This window comes from Tessaracoccus sp. SD287, from assembly GCF_017355265.1.
In the GTDB taxonomy this organism is placed as follows: Bacteria; Actinomycetota; Actinomycetes; order Propionibacteriales; family Propionibacteriaceae; genus Aestuariimicrobium.
Genome location: NZ_JADIJQ010000016.1, coordinates 1 through 20,097, shown reverse-complemented (window position 1 = coordinate 20,097; position 20,097 = coordinate 1). Strand labels below are relative to the sequence as shown.

Here is a 20,097-nt window from a genome sequence, read left to right as displayed (position 1 = left end):
TCACTCCTTGCCAGAGTTCGGTTGGGGTTCTGAAAGATCGGGGAGGGGGCGGAGGGTGAGCCGGACGTCGTCGCCCAGACGACGCACATCGACCAGGGCGTACCGGTGGGCGTCCGCGAGGGTGGCGACGCCGAGGTCGCCGACCAGCGGGGAGCCGGAACCCACCAGGACGGGCGCGAGGTAGGCGACGATCTCGTCGACCAGGCCGGCGGTGAGGAACGCCGCGGCGAGGGTGGCCCCACCCTCCAGCCAGACATGACGGACACCGGCTTCCTGCAGGCGTGCCAGGACACCTGCCGGGTCGTCGGCGAGCAGCAGCGTGGACGCGTCTGGCGACAGGACACGGGCGTCAGCGGGGATCGGGCGACGTCCGACGACCACCCGGACGGGTTGCCGGGGCGCTTCCGTGCCGTCGGGGCGGCGGACGGTGAGGCGGGGATCGTCGGCCAGCACCGTCCCCGTCCCGACGACAATCGCCCCGCAGCGGGACCGCAACCGATGGACGTCGAGCCGGGCGGGCTGGCCCGTGATCCACGCCGACGTGCCGTCCGCGGCGGCGGTCCGGCCGTCCAGGGTGCCCGCAACCTTCCAGGTGACGAAAGGACGCCCGTGCGTCACCGAGAACGTCCAGGCCTCATTGAGGAGGGCCGCTTCCGCTGCCCGGACGCCGCCCAGCACCTCCACTCCACCCGCGGCCAGCGTGGCCGCGCCGCCGGACGCGGGCGGATTCGGGTCGGCCTGGGCGTACACCACGCGACGGACGCCGGCGCGCAGCAGCGCCTCGGCGCAGGGACCGGTGCGGCCATGGTGGTTGCAGGGCTCCAAGGTCACGTACGCAGTGGCGCCCGCGGCGTCCGGACCGGCGCCGCTGAGCGCCTCAACCTCGGCGTGCGGCGTTCCGGCGCCATGGTGCCAGCCCTCGCCCACGATCCGGCCGTCATCGTCGACCAGGACGCAGCCGACGCGTGGGTTCGGGTCGGCCCGCGGGGACCGGGCGGCGAGCATGAGGGCACGGTCCATGGCGCTCTCGTGCGCGCTTGTGGTCGCATCGGCTGATCGCCGGTCTTCCAGGATGGTCGGACTCATCTGCCCCTCCGTCGTCTCGTGTGACGACTCCGGGGCAGGGACATGCCAGCGCGCAGCGAAGCCGGACCCGCCAACGCAGGAGCGTCGGCGCGCGGCAATGCCACGAACCGCGTGCGCCTCCCATCCGGACTTTAACCGTCGGTACCGGAATCCCACCGGTTCAACCATTGGCTCACAAGGAGCCGCCGGGTCGCGGACTATCACCGCCGGTTCGGAGTTTCACCGACCCCGGAGCACGTTCTTGCGGCAAAGCGTAGCGAACTCCACGCGTCTCTGTCGGCAACGCTTGAAAACTGAACACTTTCGACGGTGAAAAGGGGACTGTACGTTTTCCGGTGTAACTCCGATGTAGGAGGTACCCGATGAGGATGCAGGTTGAGCCGGTCGCTGAGGCGGTCGTGATGGAGGTCGAGGACCAGGTGACGGCGACGGGAACGCCCCCGCTGGTGGACAAGGATTTGGTGGCGCAGCTCGTGGGCGACGCGCAGCGGCTGGGGCTGTCCGTGGAGGGCGAGGGCGGGCTGCTGGCTCAGCTGACCAAGCTGGTCCTGGAGTCGGCCCTGGAGGGCGAGATGACCGCGCATCTGGGCTATGACAAGCACGAGCGGGTCGAGGGCAGCGACAACGCTCGTAACGGGACGCGGTCGAAGACGGTGCTGACGAAGGCCGGCCCGGTCGAGATCGCTGTGCCTCGGGATCGGGCCGGGTCGTTTGAGCCGGTCGTGGTGGCGAAGCGGCAACGGCGTTTGGGGGCGATCGAGGACGTGGTGTTGTCGCTGTCGGCTCGCGGGCTGACCCATGGCGACATCGCGGCGCATCTGGCCGATGTTTATGGCTCTGAGGTGTCGAAGACCACGATCTCGACGATCACCGACAAGGTCCTGGACTCGATGGGCGAGTGGCAGAACCGACCACTGGACCCGGTGTATCCGGTGGTGTTCATCGACGCGATTCATGTCTGAGCGGTGGGACGAATTTCGGACCGGTTCCAAACATGATTTCACGCTGCTTGTTGGGCCTCGTACCAGGCCGCCTCGACCCGATTCGGGGTTGAATACTCCAGACCCGAGTGCAACCTTTTCTGATTGTAACGCAACTCGATATATCTTGTCACATCCTGAACAGCATGATCCCGCGTGGGATAAACTGAGCTGAGGGATTGATTCCGGACCATGGACCCGATTGGTAGGGTATCGGGAGGAATGGAATGGATTACTAATGACGCGTAGGAAGTTCAGCCCTGAGTTTCGGGAGCAGGCGGTCCGTCTGGTTCTTGAATCGTCACGGCCGATCGCCGATGTTGCCCGCGAGTTGGGTGTGGGAACGGAGACATTGCGGGTGTGGGTGAACAGGTACAAGAAGTCGAGTCCTGTCGACGAGCCAGGATTGTCGGAGCCGGAGCGTGCAGAATTGGAGCGACTCCGCAAGGAGAACCGCGAACTCCGGATGGAGAAGGAGTTCCTGGGAAAAGCGGCGGCCTTCTTCGCGAAGGAGTTCCGGTGAACGCGAAGTATGCGTTCATCAACAGCGAAGAGGGCGGGTATCCGATCCGGTCGATGTGCCGGTGGGCGAAGGTGTCGAGGTCGGGGTACTACGAGTGGCGCGATCGTGACCCGTCGGCGACCGAGCGGTGGCGTGCCCAGCTCGGTGATGTGATCGAGGCGATCTTCGCCGACTCGGACGGCACCTACGGTCACCGCAGGGTCCACGCTGCCCTGCTCGAGGCGGGCAGGCCTTGTGACCCGAAGACCGTGCGGACGCTGATGCGTGAGCGTGGTTTGGTGTCGTGCCAGCCGAGGCCGAGGGTGCCCAGGACCACGGTGCCGGCGGTCACCGGCGGGCTGCCGGACCTGCTGCAGCGGGACTTCACCGCGTGCGAGCCTGGGGTGAAGCTTGTCGGTGACATCACCTACATTCCGACATGGGAGGGCTGGGTGTATCTGGCGACGGTGCTGGACTGCTTCAGCAAGAAGGTCGTCGGTTACGCGTTGGCCGATCACATGCGCACGGAGTTGGTCACAGACGCGATGGGGATGGCGATCCGCAACAGTAGTATCCGTCCGGGCGCTGTCTTTCATTCGGATCGCGGAACACAATATATGTCCGGGGAGTTTGCCGTGTTCTGCGGCGAGAATGGTATTGTGCGTTCTGTTGGCCGGACTGGTTTCTGCTATGACAATGCGTGGGCGGAATCGTTCAACGGGACGTTGAAGGTCGAGCGGGTGAATCGCACGGTTTATCCCACGCGGGATCATGCTGTTCAGGATGTGACAAGATATATCGAGTTGCGTTACAATCAGAAAAGGTTGCACTCGGGTCTGGAGTATTCAACCCCGAATCGGGTCGAGGCGGCCTGGTACGAGGCCCAACAAGCAGCGTGAAATCATGTTTGGAACCGGTCCGAAATTCGTCCCACCGCTCACACCTACGTGTGGATCCTCGACACCAACAAGGAGGAGCACCGCAAGGGCCGCATCCAGCTCATCGACGGCACCGCCGCCTGGCATCCGATGGGCAAGGGCATGGGTGACAAGCGCCGCGAGATGACCGAGGCGGACCGGGACGTGATCCTCGACGCCTACCGCCGGTTCGAGGACTCCGACATCTCCAAGATCGTCACTGCCGACGACCTCGGCTACCGCGACGTCCCCGTCTACCGCATCCGCCGCCTCACCATCAACATCACCGACGACACCGTCACCCAGGCCCTCACCCATAAGGACGCCACCCCCGACCACGAACCCCTCATCCGTGGCCTCGACGGCGCCTGGAACGACCTGCCCATCACAATCCGCACCGCCGCAAAACGACACGGCGCCAGGGTCTCCACCGGCCTCGTGGACGCCATCATGGACGCAGTCGCAGCCGACGACCCCGACGCACCCCCCGCCGTCGACCGGCGTGGCCGCCCGGTCCTGGTTGACGGGTCCAAACTCACCGAACGTATCCCCCTGTCCGAAGACGTCACCGAACACATGCAGCACGACGTGCTCCCGTTCGCACCCGACGCCACCTGGGACGAGAACGCCGCCAAGATCGGCTACGAAATCCCCTTCACCCGACTGTTCTACAAGCCCACCCCGCTGCGGTCCCTCGAGGAGACCGACGCCGATGTGGTTGCGGTAATGCGGTCACTGGGCGAGAAGTTCAAGGCGGTGCACGGCGAATGAGGCTCGATTTGCTTGAGCGGCTTGGTGAGGTCACGCCAACACGCAGCGTCCTACCCCTCTGGGCTGTGGCCGAGCGCGTGAACCAGAAGAACCTGGGTCTGGTGGAGAACAACCTGCTGTCGCTTTCCTATGGACGAGTCATCCGCAAGGAGATCACCGAGATCGGCGGACTTCGGCCGGAATCGTACGAGACCTACAACATCATTGAGGCGGGCGACGCTGTCCTTCGAATGACCGACCTGCAGAACGACCAACGTTCGATCCGCACGGGTCTCGCCACTGAGAAGGGCATCATCACTTCTGCCTATGTAACTGTCCGGCCCCGAGTCTCGACAGTAGACCCGCGATTCCTCGTGGCAGCACTCCGCGCTTACGACGTCAAGAAGGTCTTCTACGAGATGGGGGCCGGGGTCCGTCAGACGCTCAAGTTCGAAGAGCTTGCACACCTCCCGATCCCGCTTCCTCCCCTTGATGATCAGCAGCGCATCGCTGACTTTCTGGATCGGGAAACGGCGGAGATTGATGCGATGGACGCCGAGCTTGACCACCTAATCGACACCCTCCGCGAACGCAAGAAGACAGAGTCAATGCAAACCGTAGTGGGCGCGACCAAGGAAGACCTTGGAGTTACGACCGATTGGTTACCGACTGGGTGGGTCCGGGGCAGCTTGGGCCATGTCGTAGAGTCCTTGGACCGAGCACGGATCCCGCTTTCGGCTCTGGATCGACAGAGCCGGAGCGGACCGTACCCCTACTACGGTGCATCTGGGGTCATCGACTGGGTCGACGATTTCCTCTTCGATGAGGATCTGGTTCTCGTAAGTGAGGACGGCGCCAACCTGTTGAACAGGTCCACGCCAATCGCCTTCATAGCTGCCGGTCGCTACTGGGTGAACAACCATGCCCATGTCCTCCGCCCTCGGGTGGGACCGCCGGCGTTTTGGGCGGCGCGGATTGAGTGTATTGACCTTGCGCCATGGGTGTCAGGGTCGGCACAGCCAAAGCTCACAGCAGAGGCGATGAACTCAATCCCGGTGTCCTGGCCCAAGGATCACCTCGAGATGGACAGGATTGCCTCCGAGCTGGAAGACCAGACGTCTCGCATCGACGCGATGATCGCCGATGCCCAGCGTCTCAAGGCGCTCTTGGGGGAGCGGCGCTCCACGTTGATCACTGAGGTTGTGACTGGGAAGAAGGAGGTGCCGTCGTGAGCAAGGCACAGATCATGGAGGCCGAGTTCGAAGCCAACATCTGCGACGGCCTCGCCGACACCGGGTGGCTGTACTCCGGCACCGGCGCCCCCGACCCCGACTGGGATGCCGGTTTGGCGCTGTACCGGGCCGATGTGTTGTGGTGGCTGTCGCAGCGATACCCGAAGCAGTACTGCAACGCGGTCCCCGACGATCTGGCCGGGGTGGGCAGGCAGCAGGCCGAACACCAGCTGCTCAAGCGGCTCGCGTCTGTGTTGGCGGCGAAGCCGGTGATCGACCCGAACACGTTCCGTGAACGCGGCGGCCTCCTTGGCGTCCTCCGGTCAGGATTCGACTACGTCGCCGCGGGCCGCCCGGCCGCCAAGTTTGGGCCGATGGTCGAGTTCCCGCCCGAAAACCCCCTCCTCACCGAATCCGCAGCCTGGTACCAGCGCAACCGGCTGCGGGTGCTGCGGCAGGTGCGGTTCCACCCCGGGAAACACTCCACCATCGACGTGGTGCTGCTGGTCAACGGGATCCCGGTGACCACGATGGAGTTGAAGACCGACCACACCCAGCAGGCCGCCGATGCGGTAGAGCAGTACCGGCGCGACCGGATGCCGACCAAGGACACTCCGCTGCTGCAGCCCGGCCGCTGCCTGGTGCACTTCGTCGTGTCCAACACCAACGTGATGATGACCACCGCGTTGAAGGGCCGCGACACCCGCTTCATCCCCTTCGACAAGGGCAACAACGGCCACGCCGGCAACGCCCCCTCCCCAACCGGCTCCCCCACCGACTACCTGTGGCGGGAAGTCTTCACCCCCGCGTCGCTGGTGCGGGTGCTGAACAGCTTCGCGATGCGGGAAGCCGACGGCACCCTGGTGTTCCCCCGCTACCACCAACTGCGGGCCGTGGAGAAAGTCACCGCCGACGTCACCGACACCTCCGCCGGCGGCAAATACCTGGTCTGGCACTCTGCCGGCTCCGGCAAGACGAAAACCATTGCCTGGTTGGCGCATCGCCTGGGCCGCCTCCACGACCGTGCCGGGGAGAAGGTGTTCGACTCGGTCATCGTCATCTCCGACCGCCGCATCCTCGACGAGCAGCTGCGCCGCGCCGTGAACCTCCTCGGCGCCTCCAAGGGCTACGTTGTCGGGGTCACCGACAAGACCGGGTCGAAGTCCGCCCAGTTGAAGGATGCGCTGCTCGAGGGTGACCACATCATCACCGTCACGTTGCAGTCGTTCCCGGAGGCGTTGAAGATAATCGAAGCCGACCAGGGGTTGAAGCAGCGGCGGTGGTGTGTGATCGCCGACGAAGCCCACTCCTCCCAGTCAGGGGACGCCGCCTCCGACCTGCGCCGTCTCCTGGCCGCCACGCCTGACGCACCGGACCCGGATGACCCGGAGCAGGGGTTCACCTCCGATGACCTGCTGATGGCGGAGGGGTCGGCTGTGGCGACGGCCGCGAACATGACCTTTGTGGCGTTGACGGCCACCCCGAAGCACCGGACGCTGCGGTTGTTCGGCACCGAAACGGACCGAGGCTGGGAGGCGTTCGACACCTACACGATGGCGCAGGCAATCGAGGAGGGGTTCATCCTCGACGTCCTCAAGCGGTACTCGACCTACGACATGTTCGCGAAGGTCCGCGACAACATCACCGACGAGGAAACCGCCGACCAGAAGGTCGACCAGGGCAAGGCGATCTCCGAGATCGTCCGGTTTGTGCGGCTGCACCGGGTGGCGATCGCGCAGAAGGTGGAGATCGTCATCGAACACTTCCGCAGCAACGTCGCCGGGTCGCTGGGTGGGCGGGCGAAGGCGATGGTGGTGACCGGCTCCCGGGAAGAGGCGGTGCGCTGGTCCAACGCCATGAACGACTACCTCCAGTCGAAGGGCTACCACGACATGCAGGCGCTGGTGGCGTTCTCCGGCGGCCTGACCGTCGACGGGCAGGAGTACACCGAGCCGGGCATAAACGGGATCCCGGAGAAGTCGTTGCCGCAGGTGTTCCGCGACACCGACGAGACGAAAGTGTTGATCGTGGCCGACAAGTACCAGACCGGCTACGACGAGCCGCTGCTGTGCGCCATGTACGTCGACAAGAAGCTGTCCGGGATCGCCGCCGTCCAGACCCTGTCGCGGCTGAACCGCACCGCCCCGGGCAAGCCGCTGCCTATCGTGCTGGACTTCGTCAACCAGCCCGCCACGATCCAGCAGGCGTTCGCCGACTACTACTCCGACGCCTACATCTCCCAGGAAACCGACCCCAACGTGCTGTTCAACCTGGCCGACAAGCTCGACCTGGCCGGCTACTACACCGACCAGGAACTCATCGACATCTCCCAGGCATACCTCGACAACGCCCCAGGCGAAACCATCGGCAGGCTCCTGGCCCCGGTGGTGGGGCGCTGGAACCACGCCTACAAGCACGCCGATGGGCAGCCCGAGCAGTCGGAGGTGTTGGCGTTTCGTTCCGACGCCCGCGCCTACCGGCACGCCTGGGATTTCCTGTCGCAGATCGTCGACTACCAGGACCCGATGCTGCATCGCCGCGCCATCCTCGCCGGGCTGCTGGTCCGCAACCTCCACACCGGCGCGCTGGTGGAGCGGATCGACACCTCCAGCATCGAACTGACCGGCCTCGCCGTGGTCGCAAAGGGCATCGACGAAGACCACTCCATCACCGGCCCCGAACCGTCCGTCCTCAAGCCCTCCGGTTTCGACGGCACCAGGGGTGGTGTCGGCGCCACGCCCGAGCAGGTGGCGCTGTGGGAGGCCGTCGAGGAAGTCAACCGACTGTTCGCCGCCAGCGGCCTTGACCTCGGGAACGGCACCGGAGAGGCTTGGACCCGAGCGGTATGGGGTGTCCTCACCGACGACCCGGAAGTGCAGGCGATGTCAGCGGAGAACACCGACGAACAGCTCAAGGCGTCACCGAAGTTCAAGGACAAGGTCACCGGCGCCGTGGTTGCCGTAGCCAGCGACTCCGCCACCATGACCGAAGCCGCCATCTCCAACCCCGAGCTTTACGACGGCCTCGTCGAACTCCTTGCCCGGGTGACAGCCATCGTTCACGGGCGGAACGCAGCCTGAGGTCGTCGGACTCGCTGTCTCCGGAGTGTTCCACGCTGGCGCCCTCAAGCTCCCTGCTCTGAGACTGTGGGTTGAGTCCGCCTGAACCCCGGCCGATCTGTCGCCGTGGTCCTGAACGGCCAGCCTGCGTCACCATAGGGTCGCAGGTCGGCTCCACCCTGGTTCGCCGGCGCAGTCGTAGCGGGGCAAGCAGCGGATGCCTGTTCACCAGAACGCTCTACGACGCGCTCACGCGAGGGACGCTAGCCACGGCGCACCCCACGACCCTCGTCTTCGCCTCCGCCTACGCAAGCTTCGCCCTCCCCGTCATAATCCTCGGCACCCTACTCGCGATCACCACATAAACAGTCATCGTCGCAGGACTCGCCACTGCGATCGGTGCGAAACTGCCATCATCTCCACCACGACCAACACACGCCCGAGTGTCCACATACACCGTCGAAAGCGTTCATCAACCGTCGATAGCAGTACCTCGGGCCCCACCGGCGCACGAGGTGAAGAACACGCATGCTTCGAAGAGCCGCCACACGCAAAGGCCTCCTGGCGGGTGACCCGCCAGAACATGGGTTCCGCTGCTCGTAGACCCGTCGGGGGTTCCTTACCGTAGAAGGACGGACTGCCGGTCCTCCGCCGCACCAGAAGGAGCTGTGCCATGTCTCAGAGCGCCCGTAGCGAGGCCCGCCTCAAGATACGAGGCCAGCTCGTGAAACGGCACGAGGAACTGATGGCACGGGAAGCGAGGATCAGGACTGAGGTACTGGAGGCAGCCGCAGCAGTCCTGAAGAGGGACCGAGCCGTTCTGGAGGCCGAGGCCCGCCTCAGCCAAGCGCTCGACCGGCTCACAGGGACGGAGAGAATGCCCGTCGACGAGGCGGCGGAACTGTGCGGCCTCGACGCCCGCGAGGCCAGGCGCCTGCTCCGCACCAGTGGCATTGTTCACACGTTGCGGGGACCCGCAGTCTTGTCTGATCCACGCCGGAATGGCGAGGTGGAACGCTGATGCCCAGGGTCCCGTGCTTGTCGCAGCCGCTCGGTATGCGACGGTTCCTGAGGCCATAGAGGGACATCGGCCCGTCACACCAGGCGCCGCATGCCCTGCTAATGAACCCGCGATCTAGTCCATTCACGGCCAGATCAGTGCGTGTGCCCGAGGAGCTGCAGGGGCATGTCAGCCTCTGTCGGCTGGCATCGCAGCTGTACGGCGGCGTCGCCGAGGAGTCTGTGATCGGGGCAGGCTTCTACCATCAGGCCTATGACCGCTTTCGAGCCCAACAAGGCGCGAGCATTCTGGTTCGCCCTCGTCGACAACGCCGCGCGGCTCGTTGTGGACGCTGACACCCTGGGCCCTGTGTCACCTCGCGCACAGTCGCTCGTGGTCATTGCCTTGGAGGAGCTTGGTAAGGCGCAGTGGGTGGCCCAGATCTTCGGGGTGTCTTGGTCTTCGGGCGAGGAGGCCCCGCTCGATGTGCCGTACCTCGACGAGTTCGGTGCCAGCCACCGCCAGAAGTTGATGCAATCCACCCACTACATCGAAGGAGCCGACGAGTTCGTCTCAGAACTGCGCCTCTTCCGTAGCCGTGCGGAGGTAGACCTCCGACCCGGCACCGGCGCTAGCGACCCGCGCCAGTACGTCGAATACCTCGAGAACCTGGCTGATGCTGACAACAAGGCCAAGCAGCGCGGGTTCTACGTCGATTTGGACGAGGATGGCGCTCCGCTCGTGCCGCACCAGATCGAGCGGCCCGACCTTGCCGATGAGATCTGGGGCGTCGCGGACGCTGTGAAATCAATGCTCGTGGACCGGATGATTGTAGGCGACCGTGACCCTCGGCTTGACTCCATCGAAGCGCTGGTTGCGCCGATACTTGAGCGAGACGATTCATCGTGAGGACGGACCACGTCGGGGCCCTGACCGCGAAGATGCAGGCGAACCCCTGGGATCTCACACCGCACCACGGCGGGAGATCCGGGCGAAGAATGCATGGAGCCGGGTCGGTCCTAGTAGCGTCGTCGACATGGCGAGCGCGCTCAAGAAGTGAGGTTCACCGCCCTGATGGATGACTACCTTCCAGACTGGCGAGCGCGTCGGGACGAGCTGAACGAGGCACCGCTGCAGCGGCGGAGAAGTGGGACGACAGGGATGAGCAGTATCTCGGTGGCGCACAAGGTTTTCCTTGAGGAGGTGCTAGGCATGAGCACCGGCTACGTTCTGGACTTTACGAACGCGTCCTTCGAGAGCTTGTTCAGGGACATCGAGATCGACATCTACGATCGCGAGAAGTACCCGCGCTTCGGTGACTCCAAGGCGGAGCGAATGCGGGGCTTGTGGAAGTGGGGCTCGGATGCGGAGGTTTCGTCGGCGGTGTATGCGATCGTCGACTACATAGAGGCGAAGAAGGCTGGCGGCGGATGGAGCAAGGACGTCACCGATAAGCAGGTCGCAAGGATGCGCACCATCGCTAGCCATCTGCACGGTCTGTCTGCCGCTCGCGCGAGGCCCGTTGCCGCCACTACCGAAGCGACGGTAACGAACAACAAGATCCAGATCGATATCCACGAGGACATCTACAACCACATTGAGAAGTACCTCGCCACGGGCGACTTTTTCCACGCGGTCGAGGAGTCCTACAAGGTGGTTCGTGAGAAGCTCCGAGAGCTCGCGGGCGAGGAGGCTGCGACAGAAATCTTCAACATGAACGCGCAGAGCACCAAACATTATGGCGCTCTATTTGGCAAGGCGACGCCCGGCACGCAGGCGGAAGGTGACTTCTTCCGCGGCATCGGATACCTGCACTTAGGAGTTCAGTTCCTCCGCAACGAGAAGGCCCACACGTTGGCGACTTTCGTCGAGCCCAACCTGGCTGTCCACTACATCTCGCTCGCGAGTCTGGCCTACGACCTGATCACGCGGTCCGTAGACGAAGGGACAATCAACGAACTCGACGAGCTCGTGCGTGAGAAGAGGCGCAGCTACCGCACTGCGGGGGCGTTCTACAAGGACTTTGAGAACGGCAAGTGGCTGCAGAGTATGAAGCTACCTGTCGGTCTGGCGTCTGCATCGGCCCGCAAGGTGCTGAAGGACAAGTGGCTCAAGGAGACTGACCTCACTCGTAACTGGGATCACAGCAACGTCATGTTCATGCGGCTGGAGTTGGTCGTCGACCAGCTGACGCAAGCCGACATCGACCTTCTTCTCGACCTGCCCACTAAGGACAGCTATGGCAATGACCAGGAGGCTGGCATGTGGCCATTCCTGGAGTTCGTTGAGCAACAGCAACCGGGCACTCTGTCGCAGAGGGCGAAGGACTGGGTCGCGGCGCAACAACAGGCTTAGGGTTCGACTCCAGCGGGGGTTTGCCAATAAGCGTGAGAGATGCGCGACTCTCGGCATCTGCGGATGTCGACGAGCAGATGGGGGCCTGCGACTGCTCGCGCCCTCAACGACATCCAGTACCTCTGCCACGACCTCATGGGACGGGGCCGTCCCTGTGGGCACGTGCATTGGGTACACATGGCTGCCTCCTTCGTGACGAGGCGGCAGGCTGGCGACGGACCGACCGGGCCGAGGAAAGGGAGCTACTTGCCAATGGATGCTCGCTCGATGGGGTACCCAGGTGGTACCTGAATGCCACGGAGTCGCATAAGCCGTTGCCAACGCCCCGTGAGGGAGATTCCCGCCATCGACTCCCGCCTCACCCGGCTTGCCGTCGACTCTGTCTCTGGCACTGCGTGCGCCGCAGCGTCGGCGTTCGAAGAGTCGCTCCGGCGGGATGCCGTCCCCACGGCTATGAACTCCAGCGGCCACGCGGGCAGGGACGCTCTCAGTCGGCTCCCAGGTGGCCCGGTCTCCTGCTGGCTCCGGCGGTGGCTTGTCGGTTCACGCTTTGATGGCGGCCAGTCGGGGTTCTATGGGGGGTAGGAGGAGCGCGAGGGAGTAGAAGGTATGTCACGCAGCATTCGTCAGAAGGCCCGCCTCATGGCGCAGGATCAGCTTGTCCGTCGCCGAGAGGCTCTGGCCGCCAGAGAAGCGAGGATCAGTGAGCATGTTCTTGAGGCCACCGCAGCCATTCTCGAACGAGACCGAATCGTCGCTGACTGCGCGAGACGGATCGGACGCGCCGTCAATGCGCTCACCGTCGTCGAGGCGTTGCCAGTCAGTGAGGCTGCTGCCCTGTGCGGGCTGGACATCCGCGAGGTCAACCGTCTGCTTCGGGCGGGCCTTGACGGCACGGGATTGGCACGCCCAGCGGAACCCCTGGTCATGGATGCTGGCAACGCGGGGGAGGGGTGAGCAGCATGGTCCGTCCACAGACCACGACGAAGCTCCATCCTCGGTACGCGACTTTGCCGGAGGCTGTTGAGTACTGCAGGAGTTCCCGTCGGTCGCTTGAGCGCCGGATGGCGGAGGGCAAACTCACGCGGTACAAGAACGGCTTCCGCGTTCTGGTCGACCTGAACGAGATCGACTCCCTGCTCCGCGGTGATCGTCGTTGAGCGCTTCCGTTGTTCCCCGGGTCATGCGATGGTGGGCTTCGGCCGGCGTGACCGTGTCCTCGATCGGAGTCCTTGGTAGTGACTCTGCGCGGTGACCCGCCGACTCCGAATAGACCTGACCCACAAGCGCACTCTGCGGCAGATCAGGACGTTGATCGGATGGGTCAGGCTACTCGTGAGGCAAGGTCGTCCAGCTCTGCCCGGATCCTGGCAATCAACGCCCCTGCGGATTCGTCGGAACCCGCCAGTTGGGTCAGGAGAATGTCCCGAGCCAGTGTGGACACGGGGAGGCCGCGTCGTTCTGCGAGCCGCGTCAACGCCTCGAGTTCCTCGGCGTTCAGGCGAACCTGAAGCGTCTTGGCACGCTGGTGTCCGCGGGTCACCCTGCTTCCTGGCTCGAGGCCGGCATCTCGGTTGCGTTCGGCCGCTTCAGCTTCGGCCGCGATGAGATCACTGATCGACATCCAACTGTTCCTCTCGGTATCGGCGCTGGTCTGTACTGTTCGACGGCCACGCGTTGACTCCCCAGGTGATCCCTTCATCCGGGAGCACGATGACCGTGATCAGCATGCTGGTCGTGGATGACCAGCCGATGACCCGGATGGTTCTGCCCGAGTCAGACGAAGGATCTGGGTCGATGGCCAGCCTGTTCGGATCGGCGAAGGCCTCGTCGGCGACGTCCGGCGTCAGCCCGTGCTTTGAGATGTACTCGCCCCGGTGCCGCCAGTCGATGCCTTCACCCACAAACTCAGCGTACTACGCACGCACTACGTTATCCAGTGGTTCCCCGCCGCCGTGACATTCTCAATTCGGCATGAGCGGAAGTAACCCGGCCATGAAACTGCGTCCCCACCATCTGGGTCAGGTATCGGTCGGGGCCCTGGAGGTCAGGGTGGCCTTACAGCGTGCACTCGTGCGTTGGGCGGACATCTTGCGTGCGCGCTCGGCGTCTCGTTCCCTTGTGGCCGTCTGGTAGCTCAGCGCCATAGTCGGCGTCGTGTGCCCGAGCATCGCCTGTATCTCGCGCACCGACGCGCCCGCGGAAGCCGCCAGGGTTGCTGCGGTGGCCCTGAGGTCGTGATCCTTCAGCTCGCTACGCCCGATCTTCTCTGCGGCCTTCTTGTGGATGCGGCGGAGCACGTCGTCGTTCAGTGGCTTGCCGAACGCATCGCAAAAGAGCAGGGCCTCTGCCCGCAATGTGCCTCTGGACTGGCGCCAGACCTTCAGCTCGGCGACGGTGTCGGGGAGGAGCGAGATGGTGCGCATCGATGCCCGGGTCTTTGGGTGTTGAACGACTCGAGTCCTCATCCCGAGTTCCCCGACCTTCGCCACTGTCCCGGCGACCGTGACGGTCTCTGCCTGGAGGTCGAGGTCTTTCGATCGGAGCGCCAGGACCTCGCCGATGCGGAGCCCGCAAGTCACTTGGATGGTCAGGGCGGCTTTCGCCCAGGGTTCCTCAACTGCAGCGAGGAAGCGGTCGACCTCGTGCAGGGACAACGACTCTGGTTCACGTGCGCGGTCAGGGGCTCCGGCTCCTCTCAGGGTGCAGGGTGTCGCGTCGATGAGCTCCGCCACTACGGCGTCGTCGAAAGCGGAGACGAGCAGCTCGTAGGCTTTGCCGCCTTGTGTGCGAGTCTTGCTGGGAGGCCCGCTCCAGCGCCAGGCATGCACGTCGGCGCGTTTGACGTCGATGACGCGCATGTTGCCGAGCTCGGTGCCGTCGACGTTTAGGCGTGCCAGCTTGCGGTAGTTGTCTGCGGTGGTCTGCTTGATCGGACGCCTGGTCCGCCTCTGTCGCTCGGTGATGCACTGCTCAAGCCATTGGCTGACCGTCGGGACGCTCGCGAGCGCTTCGGCGGCCAATGCCTCTGCGGCTTCTCGTTCAGCTTCGGCTCGGGCAGCCGCTTCGACCGCCTCGGCTCGCGCCTTGGGGCTGGTCCAGGTGCCGTACTCGATGAGGCGACGCTCGGCGGTGATCCAGGCCTGGGCGTCGGCCTTGTGCGTGTATGTCGCAGGGGCGTTATGGCGCGAACCGTCCGGAGCCTGATAGCTCGCCTGGTACCTGCCGCTGGGCAACTGGCGAATGTAGCCAAACCTCATGGCATGCCCCCGTCGTGCGATCTCGTGCGATGAACGTGCGATGAACATGCTACAGAGTGGTGCACGCTGTCGGGGCGTGGCGAGACGGAGAAAAGGCAGAACCCCCAGTCAGTGCGGCTTTCGCCGATTTGACTGGGGGTTCCAACTTGTGTCCGAGAGAGGACTTGAACCTCCACGCCCTTTACGGGCACTAGCACCTCAAGCTAGCGCGTCTACCTATTCCGCCACCCGGACGGGTGAGCTGTCCCATCCCGCTGGACAGCCATTGGACTATAGCACCGGCGAGACGCCGCTTACGAATCGAGCCCCCGCCCCGTCCCACGGCCCAGGTTCGGCCCGCCCGAGACGTCATCCAGGGCGCTGATGATCTCCTCCGGCAGGGTCATCTCGTCCACGGCCAGGTAGTCCTCCAACTGCTCGACGGTGCGGGCACCGAGCAGCGGAGCGGTCACGCCCGGGGCGTCGCGCACCCACAGCAGCGCCACCTGCTGGGGGCTCAGGTCCAGTCCCTCGGCGGCCTTCGCGACGGCGTCGGTGATGGCCCGGGACTTCTCCTCCAGGTACGGCTCGACGAACCAGGAGAAGTGGTCGGCTGCCCCGCGGCTGCCCCGCGGCACCCCGGTGCGGTACTTGCCGGTCAGCACACCCCGTCCGATCGGTGACCACGGGAACAGGCCCATGCCCAGGGCGCGCAGCGCCGGGATCACCTCGATCTCGGAGCGGCGGGCCAGCAGCGAGTACTCCACCTGGGAACTGACCAGCCGGGCCCGTCCGGGGATCGCCTCCTGCCAGGTGGCCGCCCGCGCCGTCTGCCAGCCAATGAAGTTGGACACCCCCACGTAGCGGGCCATGCCCGAGCGGACGGCCTGGTCGAGTGCCCCCAGCGTCTCCTCCAGTGGTGCCTCCCCCCAAGCGTGGACCTGCCACAGGTCCACGTGGTCGGTGTGCAGCCGCCGCAACGACGCGGCCAGGTCGTCCAGCAGTGCCGAGCGTGACGTGTCGACCACCCGCCGCCCGTTCCGGACGCCGAAGCCGCCCTTGGTGGCAATCACCAGGTCCGAGCGCTGCAGGTCGGTGTGGATCAGCTTGCCCAGGATCTTCTCGGCCACGCCATTGCCGTAGGCCGGTGCCGTGTCGACCAGGGTGCCGCCGGCCTCGTGGAAGCGCCGCACCAGGGCCCGGGCCTGCGCCGGTTGCGTGTCGCGCCCCCAGGTCAGGGTGCCCAACCCCAACCGGGATACCTGCAAACCGCTCGATCCGGCGCGGCGGGTCTGCATGTGGAGCCTCCAGTGTGGGTCAGGATGATGGTGGTCAGGACGACGACATGACTACAGGTCAGCGTACTGGCGGGCCGTCAGTCCTGCCGGTGGAAGGGTCCGGCCGGGGGATTGGGGGTCAGCGGCGGCAAGATCCTCAGCATCCACGCCCCCGCGGCCAGGCACAGCCCGCCCACCGTCGCAGCGGCGAGCCCGATGGGTGCCACCAGGGTGATCAGGGAGACCAGCAGCGGCCCCACCAGGGGACCGACTCCGGTCATCGTCATCCACCGGGCCAGGTGCCGGGCACGGTCCTGCTCCGGGGTGACGTCCAACCCCAGGGTCATCACGATGCCGGCGCCCAACCCGTTGCCCAACGCGAGCAGCAGGGCGCTTCCGCCCACCGTGACCAGGGCCATCATCGGTGAGCGTCCGCCCACCGTGAGCGCGAGCACCGCCAGCGTCACGTAGCCGAGTCCGAGCATCACCAGGCACGGGACGAGCACCGCCGTGCGCCCGAACGTGTCCATGTAGCCCCCCGCCGGAATGAACAGCAGGATCTCCAGGAATGCCGCTGCCGCGAAGATCAACGAGATCGTCTCGGCGCTGAGGCCCAGACCGGCGCCCATCAGCGGCAGGATGGTGGGCCGCAGCACCCGTGCCATCTGCAGCGGAGCCGTCCCCAGGGCCACCTTCGCCATGGTGGCCATGCCCGCGTCGCGCCACCAGGCCGGCGTCGGCCCCGGGTCCTCGGCGGCGCGGCTGACCGACTGTGCCGCCGCAGCAGGGTGCGGCACCAGGAAGACGGTCACCAGCATCGTGGCCAGCGCCATCACGGCAGCCGACATCACGTACACCGCGGCCAGGTCCGCCATCGCCGCCACCAGCGCGCCGGCGGCGGGGCCGATCACCTGCCCGATCCGCATCATGCCGCCAAAGGTCGACATGGCCCGGGCACGCAGCCGCGGATGCACCGCGGCACCGACGTAGGACTGGCGACCCAGGTTCCACACCTGCTGCGCCAACCCGATCGCAACCAGCACCCCGATCAGCCCGTACCGGTGGGTCCTGGTGGGTGCATGCACGGTGCCGTCGTGGACGATCCAGTAGCCGGCCATCAGGGCCGCCACGATCACCAACCCGGTGAGGATCATGGCGGTGCGCTCGCCCAGGCCACTGATGGCCCGGCCGGCCGGAACTGGCCCAATGACACCCAGGACACCGGTGATCAGGCCCAGCGCCGCCGCAGCGGGAAGACTGAAACCGAGGTCCAGGGCCATCAGCGGAAGCACGGGCGCCAGCGCCGTGAAACCGGAGGCCTGGGCCAGGGTGGGCAGGTACACCGGCAGCGCGAGTTGCCGGGCGACCGCACCGAACTTCTGCCCGTCGGCCCCCAGGGGTGCGCTCACGTGATCACCCGCCCCGCATCCTCGACGGCAGTCCAGGGCAGGGGTGAGGGCATGGGGGACATCCTGCCTGATCGGGTTCGGTGATGTCATAGCCTTGGCCCGGTGAGCATCCTGATCGCCGTTCGCCACGGTCGAAGCACCTCCAACGCCGCCGGCACGCTGGCCGGTCGGACCCCCGGCATCAACCTCGACGACACCGGCGTCGAGCAGGCCCAGCAGTTGGGCAGGCGACTGGTCGACGTCCCGCTCACCGTGGCAGTGACCTCGCCGATGGAACGCTGCCAACAGACCACCAGCCTGGCGCTGGGCAGTGCCGGCATCGAACTGAGCGCCACCCTGGACGACCGCGTCATCGAGACCGACTATGGCCAGTGGTCGGGTCGCCTGCTCAAGGACCTGGTTGACGAGCCGCTGTGGAAGACGGTCCAGGGCGCACCGCAGCTGGCGCAGTTCCCCGGCGGGGAGGCGATGAGCGCAGTCCAGGACCGGATCGTGGCGGCGGTCCTCGACTGGAACGCCCGCCTCGACGAGCGCGACGTGTGGTTGTTGACCAGCCACGGCGACCCGTTGGCAGCGCTGCTCAACTGGGCCAGCGGCGCAGACTTCCAGCACGTCCAACGCCTGGGCGTCGACCCCGGATCGGCCAGCATCATCGTCCTGCCCTCCCCGAACGTCCCCCAGCCCCGCATCGTCACCATGAACTCCGTGGAGGGTGCCCTGTCGCGGTGGACCACCCCACCCCCGCAACCCGTGGTCGGCGGCTCGGCCGGCGCGCCGACCGACGCGAACACCACCGACTAGGCTGGACCCATGGCTCGCGTGACGCACCGTTTCAGCTTTCCCGACCGCTTCGTTGCCGGCACCATCGGCACCCCCGGGCAGCGCACCTTCTACCTGCAGGCCCGATCCGGGAGCCGCCTGACCAGTGTGGTCTGCGAGAAGCAACAGGTGGCGATCCTGGCCGATCACCTGGAGCGCATCCTCGACGAACTGACCAGGTTGGGCACCCCCGGCATCCCGGGCCCGGCCGACCGGGCCGAGGACCTCGGCCCCCTCGACCAGCCGCTGGAGGAGGACTTCCGCGTCGGCACGATGACCCTGGCCTGGGACACCGCCCACGAGAGCATCGCCATCGAATTGTTCAGCGTGGTCGACATGGACGCCGAGGACGAGGCCGACCCGGTCGAGCAGACCGTCGAGAACGCCGACAGCTCCATGCACATCCGGCTGACCCCCGCCGATGCCCGCCAGTTCATCAGCCGCGCCCGCGCCCTGATCGTCTCGGGCCGCCCCGAGTGCCCCTTCTGTGAGCAGCCGATCAACCCCGAGGGCCACCTGTGCCCCCGCGCCAACGGCTACCGCGCGCCCCTGTTCGCCGACTCCGACGACGATTCCGACGACGACTCCGACGACCTCGACTGAGATGTCGGCACCCCTGGAGCAACGTCCCCCCATCGGTGACCTCACCCTCGTCGGGCGTCTGGTCCAGGCCAGCAACGGCACCTTCCTGGCCGAGGACGAGTCGGGTGCTCGCTTCCTCTACAAGCCCGTCGCGGGGGAGCGGCCGCTGTGGGACTTCCCCGACGAGACCTTGGGCCGTCGTGAGGTCGCGGCATTCCAGCTGTCGGATGTTGCGGGTTTCCACGTCGTGCCCCCCACCTGGTACCTGGACGGCCCCCTGGGTCCCGGCTCGGTGCAGGAGTGGATTGAGGGATCCCAGACCGACCTGGTCGACCTGGTCGACCGCGACGCCATTCCCGAGGACTGGTTCGGCGTCGTGGTGGGCGTCGACCAGGCCGAACGTCCCGTCGCACTGGTCCACGCCGACGCCGAGCCGCTGCGGCGGATGGCCATCTTCGACGTGATCGCCAACAATGCCGACCGCAAGGGTGCCCACATCATCCATGCGCATCCGCTGCCCGGGGACGCCGCAGGCGGTCAGGAGGTGGTGCTGGGCGTCGACCACGGCCTGACCTTCCACGTGGAGGACAAACTTCGCACGGTGCTGTGGGGCTGGTCGGGTGACGCCCTGACCGGACCCGAACTGGAACTGGTGGCCGCCGCCGTCCAGAACGCGGCCGTGCTGGACCAGTGGCTTGACCCCGCCGAGGTGGTGGCCGCCCGTCTGCGGGCCCAGGGCCTGCTCGAGGCAGGGGAGTTCCCCTCGCCGGGTGACCGCTGGCCGGTCATCCCGTGGCCACCGCTCTAGGTGGTCAACGTCTCAACCATCATCCGGGCGTGACGAATGGGGGGCTGATCACAGATAGCCTGTGCCGCATGCACTCGTGGCC

General features: G+C 65.8%; 18 protein-coding genes, 1 tRNA gene and 1 riboswitch. Of the genes, 12 read left to right on the top strand and 7 right to left on the bottom strand.

Annotated elements, in window-relative coordinates; translation table 11 throughout:
- A complete protein-coding gene (ribD, locus tag IPV09_RS08245; protein ID WP_233120781.1) occupies nt 1-1,086 on the bottom strand; it encodes a bifunctional diaminohydroxyphosphoribosylaminopyrimidine deaminase/5-amino-6-(5-phosphoribosylamino)uracil reductase RibD in 1,086 nt (361 codons plus the stop codon).
- Between the two features lie 108 nt (nt 1,087-1,194).
- Nucleotides 1,195-1,326: riboswitch (FMN riboswitch) on the bottom strand.
- A gap of 122 nt (nt 1,327-1,448) precedes the next feature.
- Between ribD and IPV09_RS08240 the strand changes: the two genes are divergently transcribed.
- The 9 genes from IPV09_RS08240 (at nt 1,449) to IPV09_RS08200 (ending at nt 12,838) form a co-directional block, all read left to right on the top strand.
- Complete coding sequence (locus tag IPV09_RS08240) at nt 1,449-2,048, top strand: transposase (protein WP_076062257.1); 600 nt, start codon at nt 1,449-1,451, stop codon at nt 2,046-2,048.
- Nucleotides 2,049-2,304: 256 nt separating this feature from the next.
- Nucleotides 2,305-3,467 (top strand): IS3 family transposase gene (locus IPV09_RS08235; protein ID WP_207474767.1). Its coding sequence is split into 2 segments (ribosomal slippage): nt 2,305-2,551 and nt 2,551-3,467, totalling 1,164 coding nucleotides; the frame shifts between segments, so codons are not numbered across the junction.
- Nucleotides 3,468-3,515: 48 nt separating this feature from the next.
- Nucleotides 3,516-4,256 carry an SAM-dependent DNA methyltransferase gene (locus IPV09_RS08230; RefSeq protein ID WP_207474766.1) on the top strand — a complete coding sequence of 247 codons (741 nt, stop codon included), beginning with the start codon at nt 3,516-3,518 and terminating at the stop codon, nt 4,254-4,256.
- A complete protein-coding gene (locus tag IPV09_RS08225) occupies nt 4,253-5,467 on the top strand; it encodes a restriction endonuclease subunit S (protein WP_207474765.1) in 1,215 nt (404 codons plus the stop codon). The genes IPV09_RS08230 and IPV09_RS08225 overlap by 4 nt, the downstream gene beginning before the upstream one ends.
- The gene (locus IPV09_RS08220) at nt 5,464-8,547 is read left to right on the top strand and encodes a DEAD/DEAH box helicase family protein (protein ID WP_207474764.1); all 3,084 of its coding nucleotides are present in this window, start codon (nt 5,464-5,466) and stop codon (nt 8,545-8,547) included. Before IPV09_RS08225 ends, IPV09_RS08220 begins: the two co-directional genes overlap by 4 nt.
- Nucleotides 8,548-9,199: 652 nt before the next feature.
- Nucleotides 9,200-9,547: a hypothetical protein gene (locus tag IPV09_RS08215; RefSeq protein WP_207474763.1), complete on the top strand. Its 348-nt coding sequence runs from the start codon at nt 9,200-9,202 to the stop codon at nt 9,545-9,547.
- 252 nt (nt 9,548-9,799) lie between these two features.
- Nucleotides 9,800-10,435: an AbiV family abortive infection protein gene (locus IPV09_RS08210; RefSeq protein WP_207474762.1), complete on the top strand. Its 636-nt coding sequence runs from the start codon at nt 9,800-9,802 to the stop codon at nt 10,433-10,435.
- 165 nt (nt 10,436-10,600) lie between these two features.
- Nucleotides 10,601-11,881 carry a TIGR02391 family protein gene (locus IPV09_RS08205; protein ID WP_207474761.1) on the top strand — a complete coding sequence of 427 codons (1,281 nt, stop codon included), beginning with the start codon at nt 10,601-10,603 and terminating at the stop codon, nt 11,879-11,881.
- 609 nt (nt 11,882-12,490) lie between these two features.
- A complete protein-coding gene (locus IPV09_RS08200; RefSeq protein ID WP_207474760.1) occupies nt 12,491-12,838 on the top strand; it encodes a hypothetical protein in 348 nt (115 codons plus the stop codon).
- A gap of 367 nt (nt 12,839-13,205) precedes the next feature.
- Here the strand turns inward: IPV09_RS08200 and IPV09_RS08195 are convergent, their stop codons facing one another.
- The 6 genes from IPV09_RS08195 to IPV09_RS08170 form a co-directional block, all read right to left on the bottom strand.
- Nucleotides 13,206-13,505 carry a ribbon-helix-helix protein, CopG family gene (locus IPV09_RS08195; protein ID WP_207474759.1) on the bottom strand — a complete coding sequence of 100 codons (300 nt, stop codon included), beginning with the start codon at nt 13,503-13,505 and terminating at the stop codon, nt 13,206-13,208.
- Nucleotides 13,492-13,785, bottom strand: a complete 294-nt coding sequence (locus IPV09_RS08190) for a BrnT family toxin (RefSeq protein ID WP_143571042.1) — start codon at nt 13,783-13,785, stop codon at nt 13,492-13,494. The genes IPV09_RS08195 and IPV09_RS08190 overlap by 14 nt, the downstream gene beginning before the upstream one ends.
- A 117-nt stretch (nt 13,786-13,902) precedes the next feature.
- Nucleotides 13,903-15,189 (bottom strand): tyrosine recombinase XerC, encoded by a 1,287-nt coding sequence (gene xerC / locus IPV09_RS08185; RefSeq protein ID WP_207474758.1) that lies wholly within the window; start codon nt 15,187-15,189, stop codon nt 13,903-13,905.
- A gap of 101 nt (nt 15,190-15,290) precedes the next feature.
- Nucleotides 15,291-15,375: transfer RNA gene (locus IPV09_RS08180), tRNA-Leu, on the bottom strand.
- A 59-nt stretch (nt 15,376-15,434) separates the two neighbouring features.
- Complete coding sequence (locus IPV09_RS08175; protein ID WP_207474757.1) at nt 15,435-16,418, bottom strand: aldo/keto reductase; 984 nt, start codon at nt 16,416-16,418, stop codon at nt 15,435-15,437.
- Nucleotides 16,419-16,495: 77 nt separating this feature from the next.
- Nucleotides 16,496-17,806 carry an MFS transporter gene (locus IPV09_RS08170; protein ID WP_207474756.1) on the bottom strand — a complete coding sequence of 437 codons (1,311 nt, stop codon included), beginning with the start codon at nt 17,804-17,806 and terminating at the stop codon, nt 16,496-16,498.
- Between the two features lie 102 nt (nt 17,807-17,908).
- Here IPV09_RS08170 and IPV09_RS08165 point away from each other — a divergent pair, with 102 nt between their 5' ends.
- The 3 genes from IPV09_RS08165 to IPV09_RS08155 are packed head-to-tail and all read left to right on the top strand — an operon-like array spanning nt 17,909 to nt 20,015.
- Nucleotides 17,909-18,607 carry a histidine phosphatase family protein gene (locus IPV09_RS08165; RefSeq protein WP_207474755.1) on the top strand — a complete coding sequence of 233 codons (699 nt, stop codon included), beginning with the start codon at nt 17,909-17,911 and terminating at the stop codon, nt 18,605-18,607.
- A gap of 9 nt (nt 18,608-18,616) precedes the next feature.
- Nucleotides 18,617-19,228: a DUF3090 domain-containing protein gene (locus tag IPV09_RS08160; RefSeq protein ID WP_207474754.1), complete on the top strand. Its 612-nt coding sequence runs from the start codon at nt 18,617-18,619 to the stop codon at nt 19,226-19,228.
- Nucleotide 19,229: 1 nt separating this feature from the next.
- Nucleotides 19,230-20,015: an SCO1664 family protein gene (locus IPV09_RS08155; protein ID WP_207474753.1), complete on the top strand. Its 786-nt coding sequence runs from the start codon at nt 19,230-19,232 to the stop codon at nt 20,013-20,015.
- The last annotated feature ends 82 nt before the right edge of the window (nt 20,016-20,097 follow it).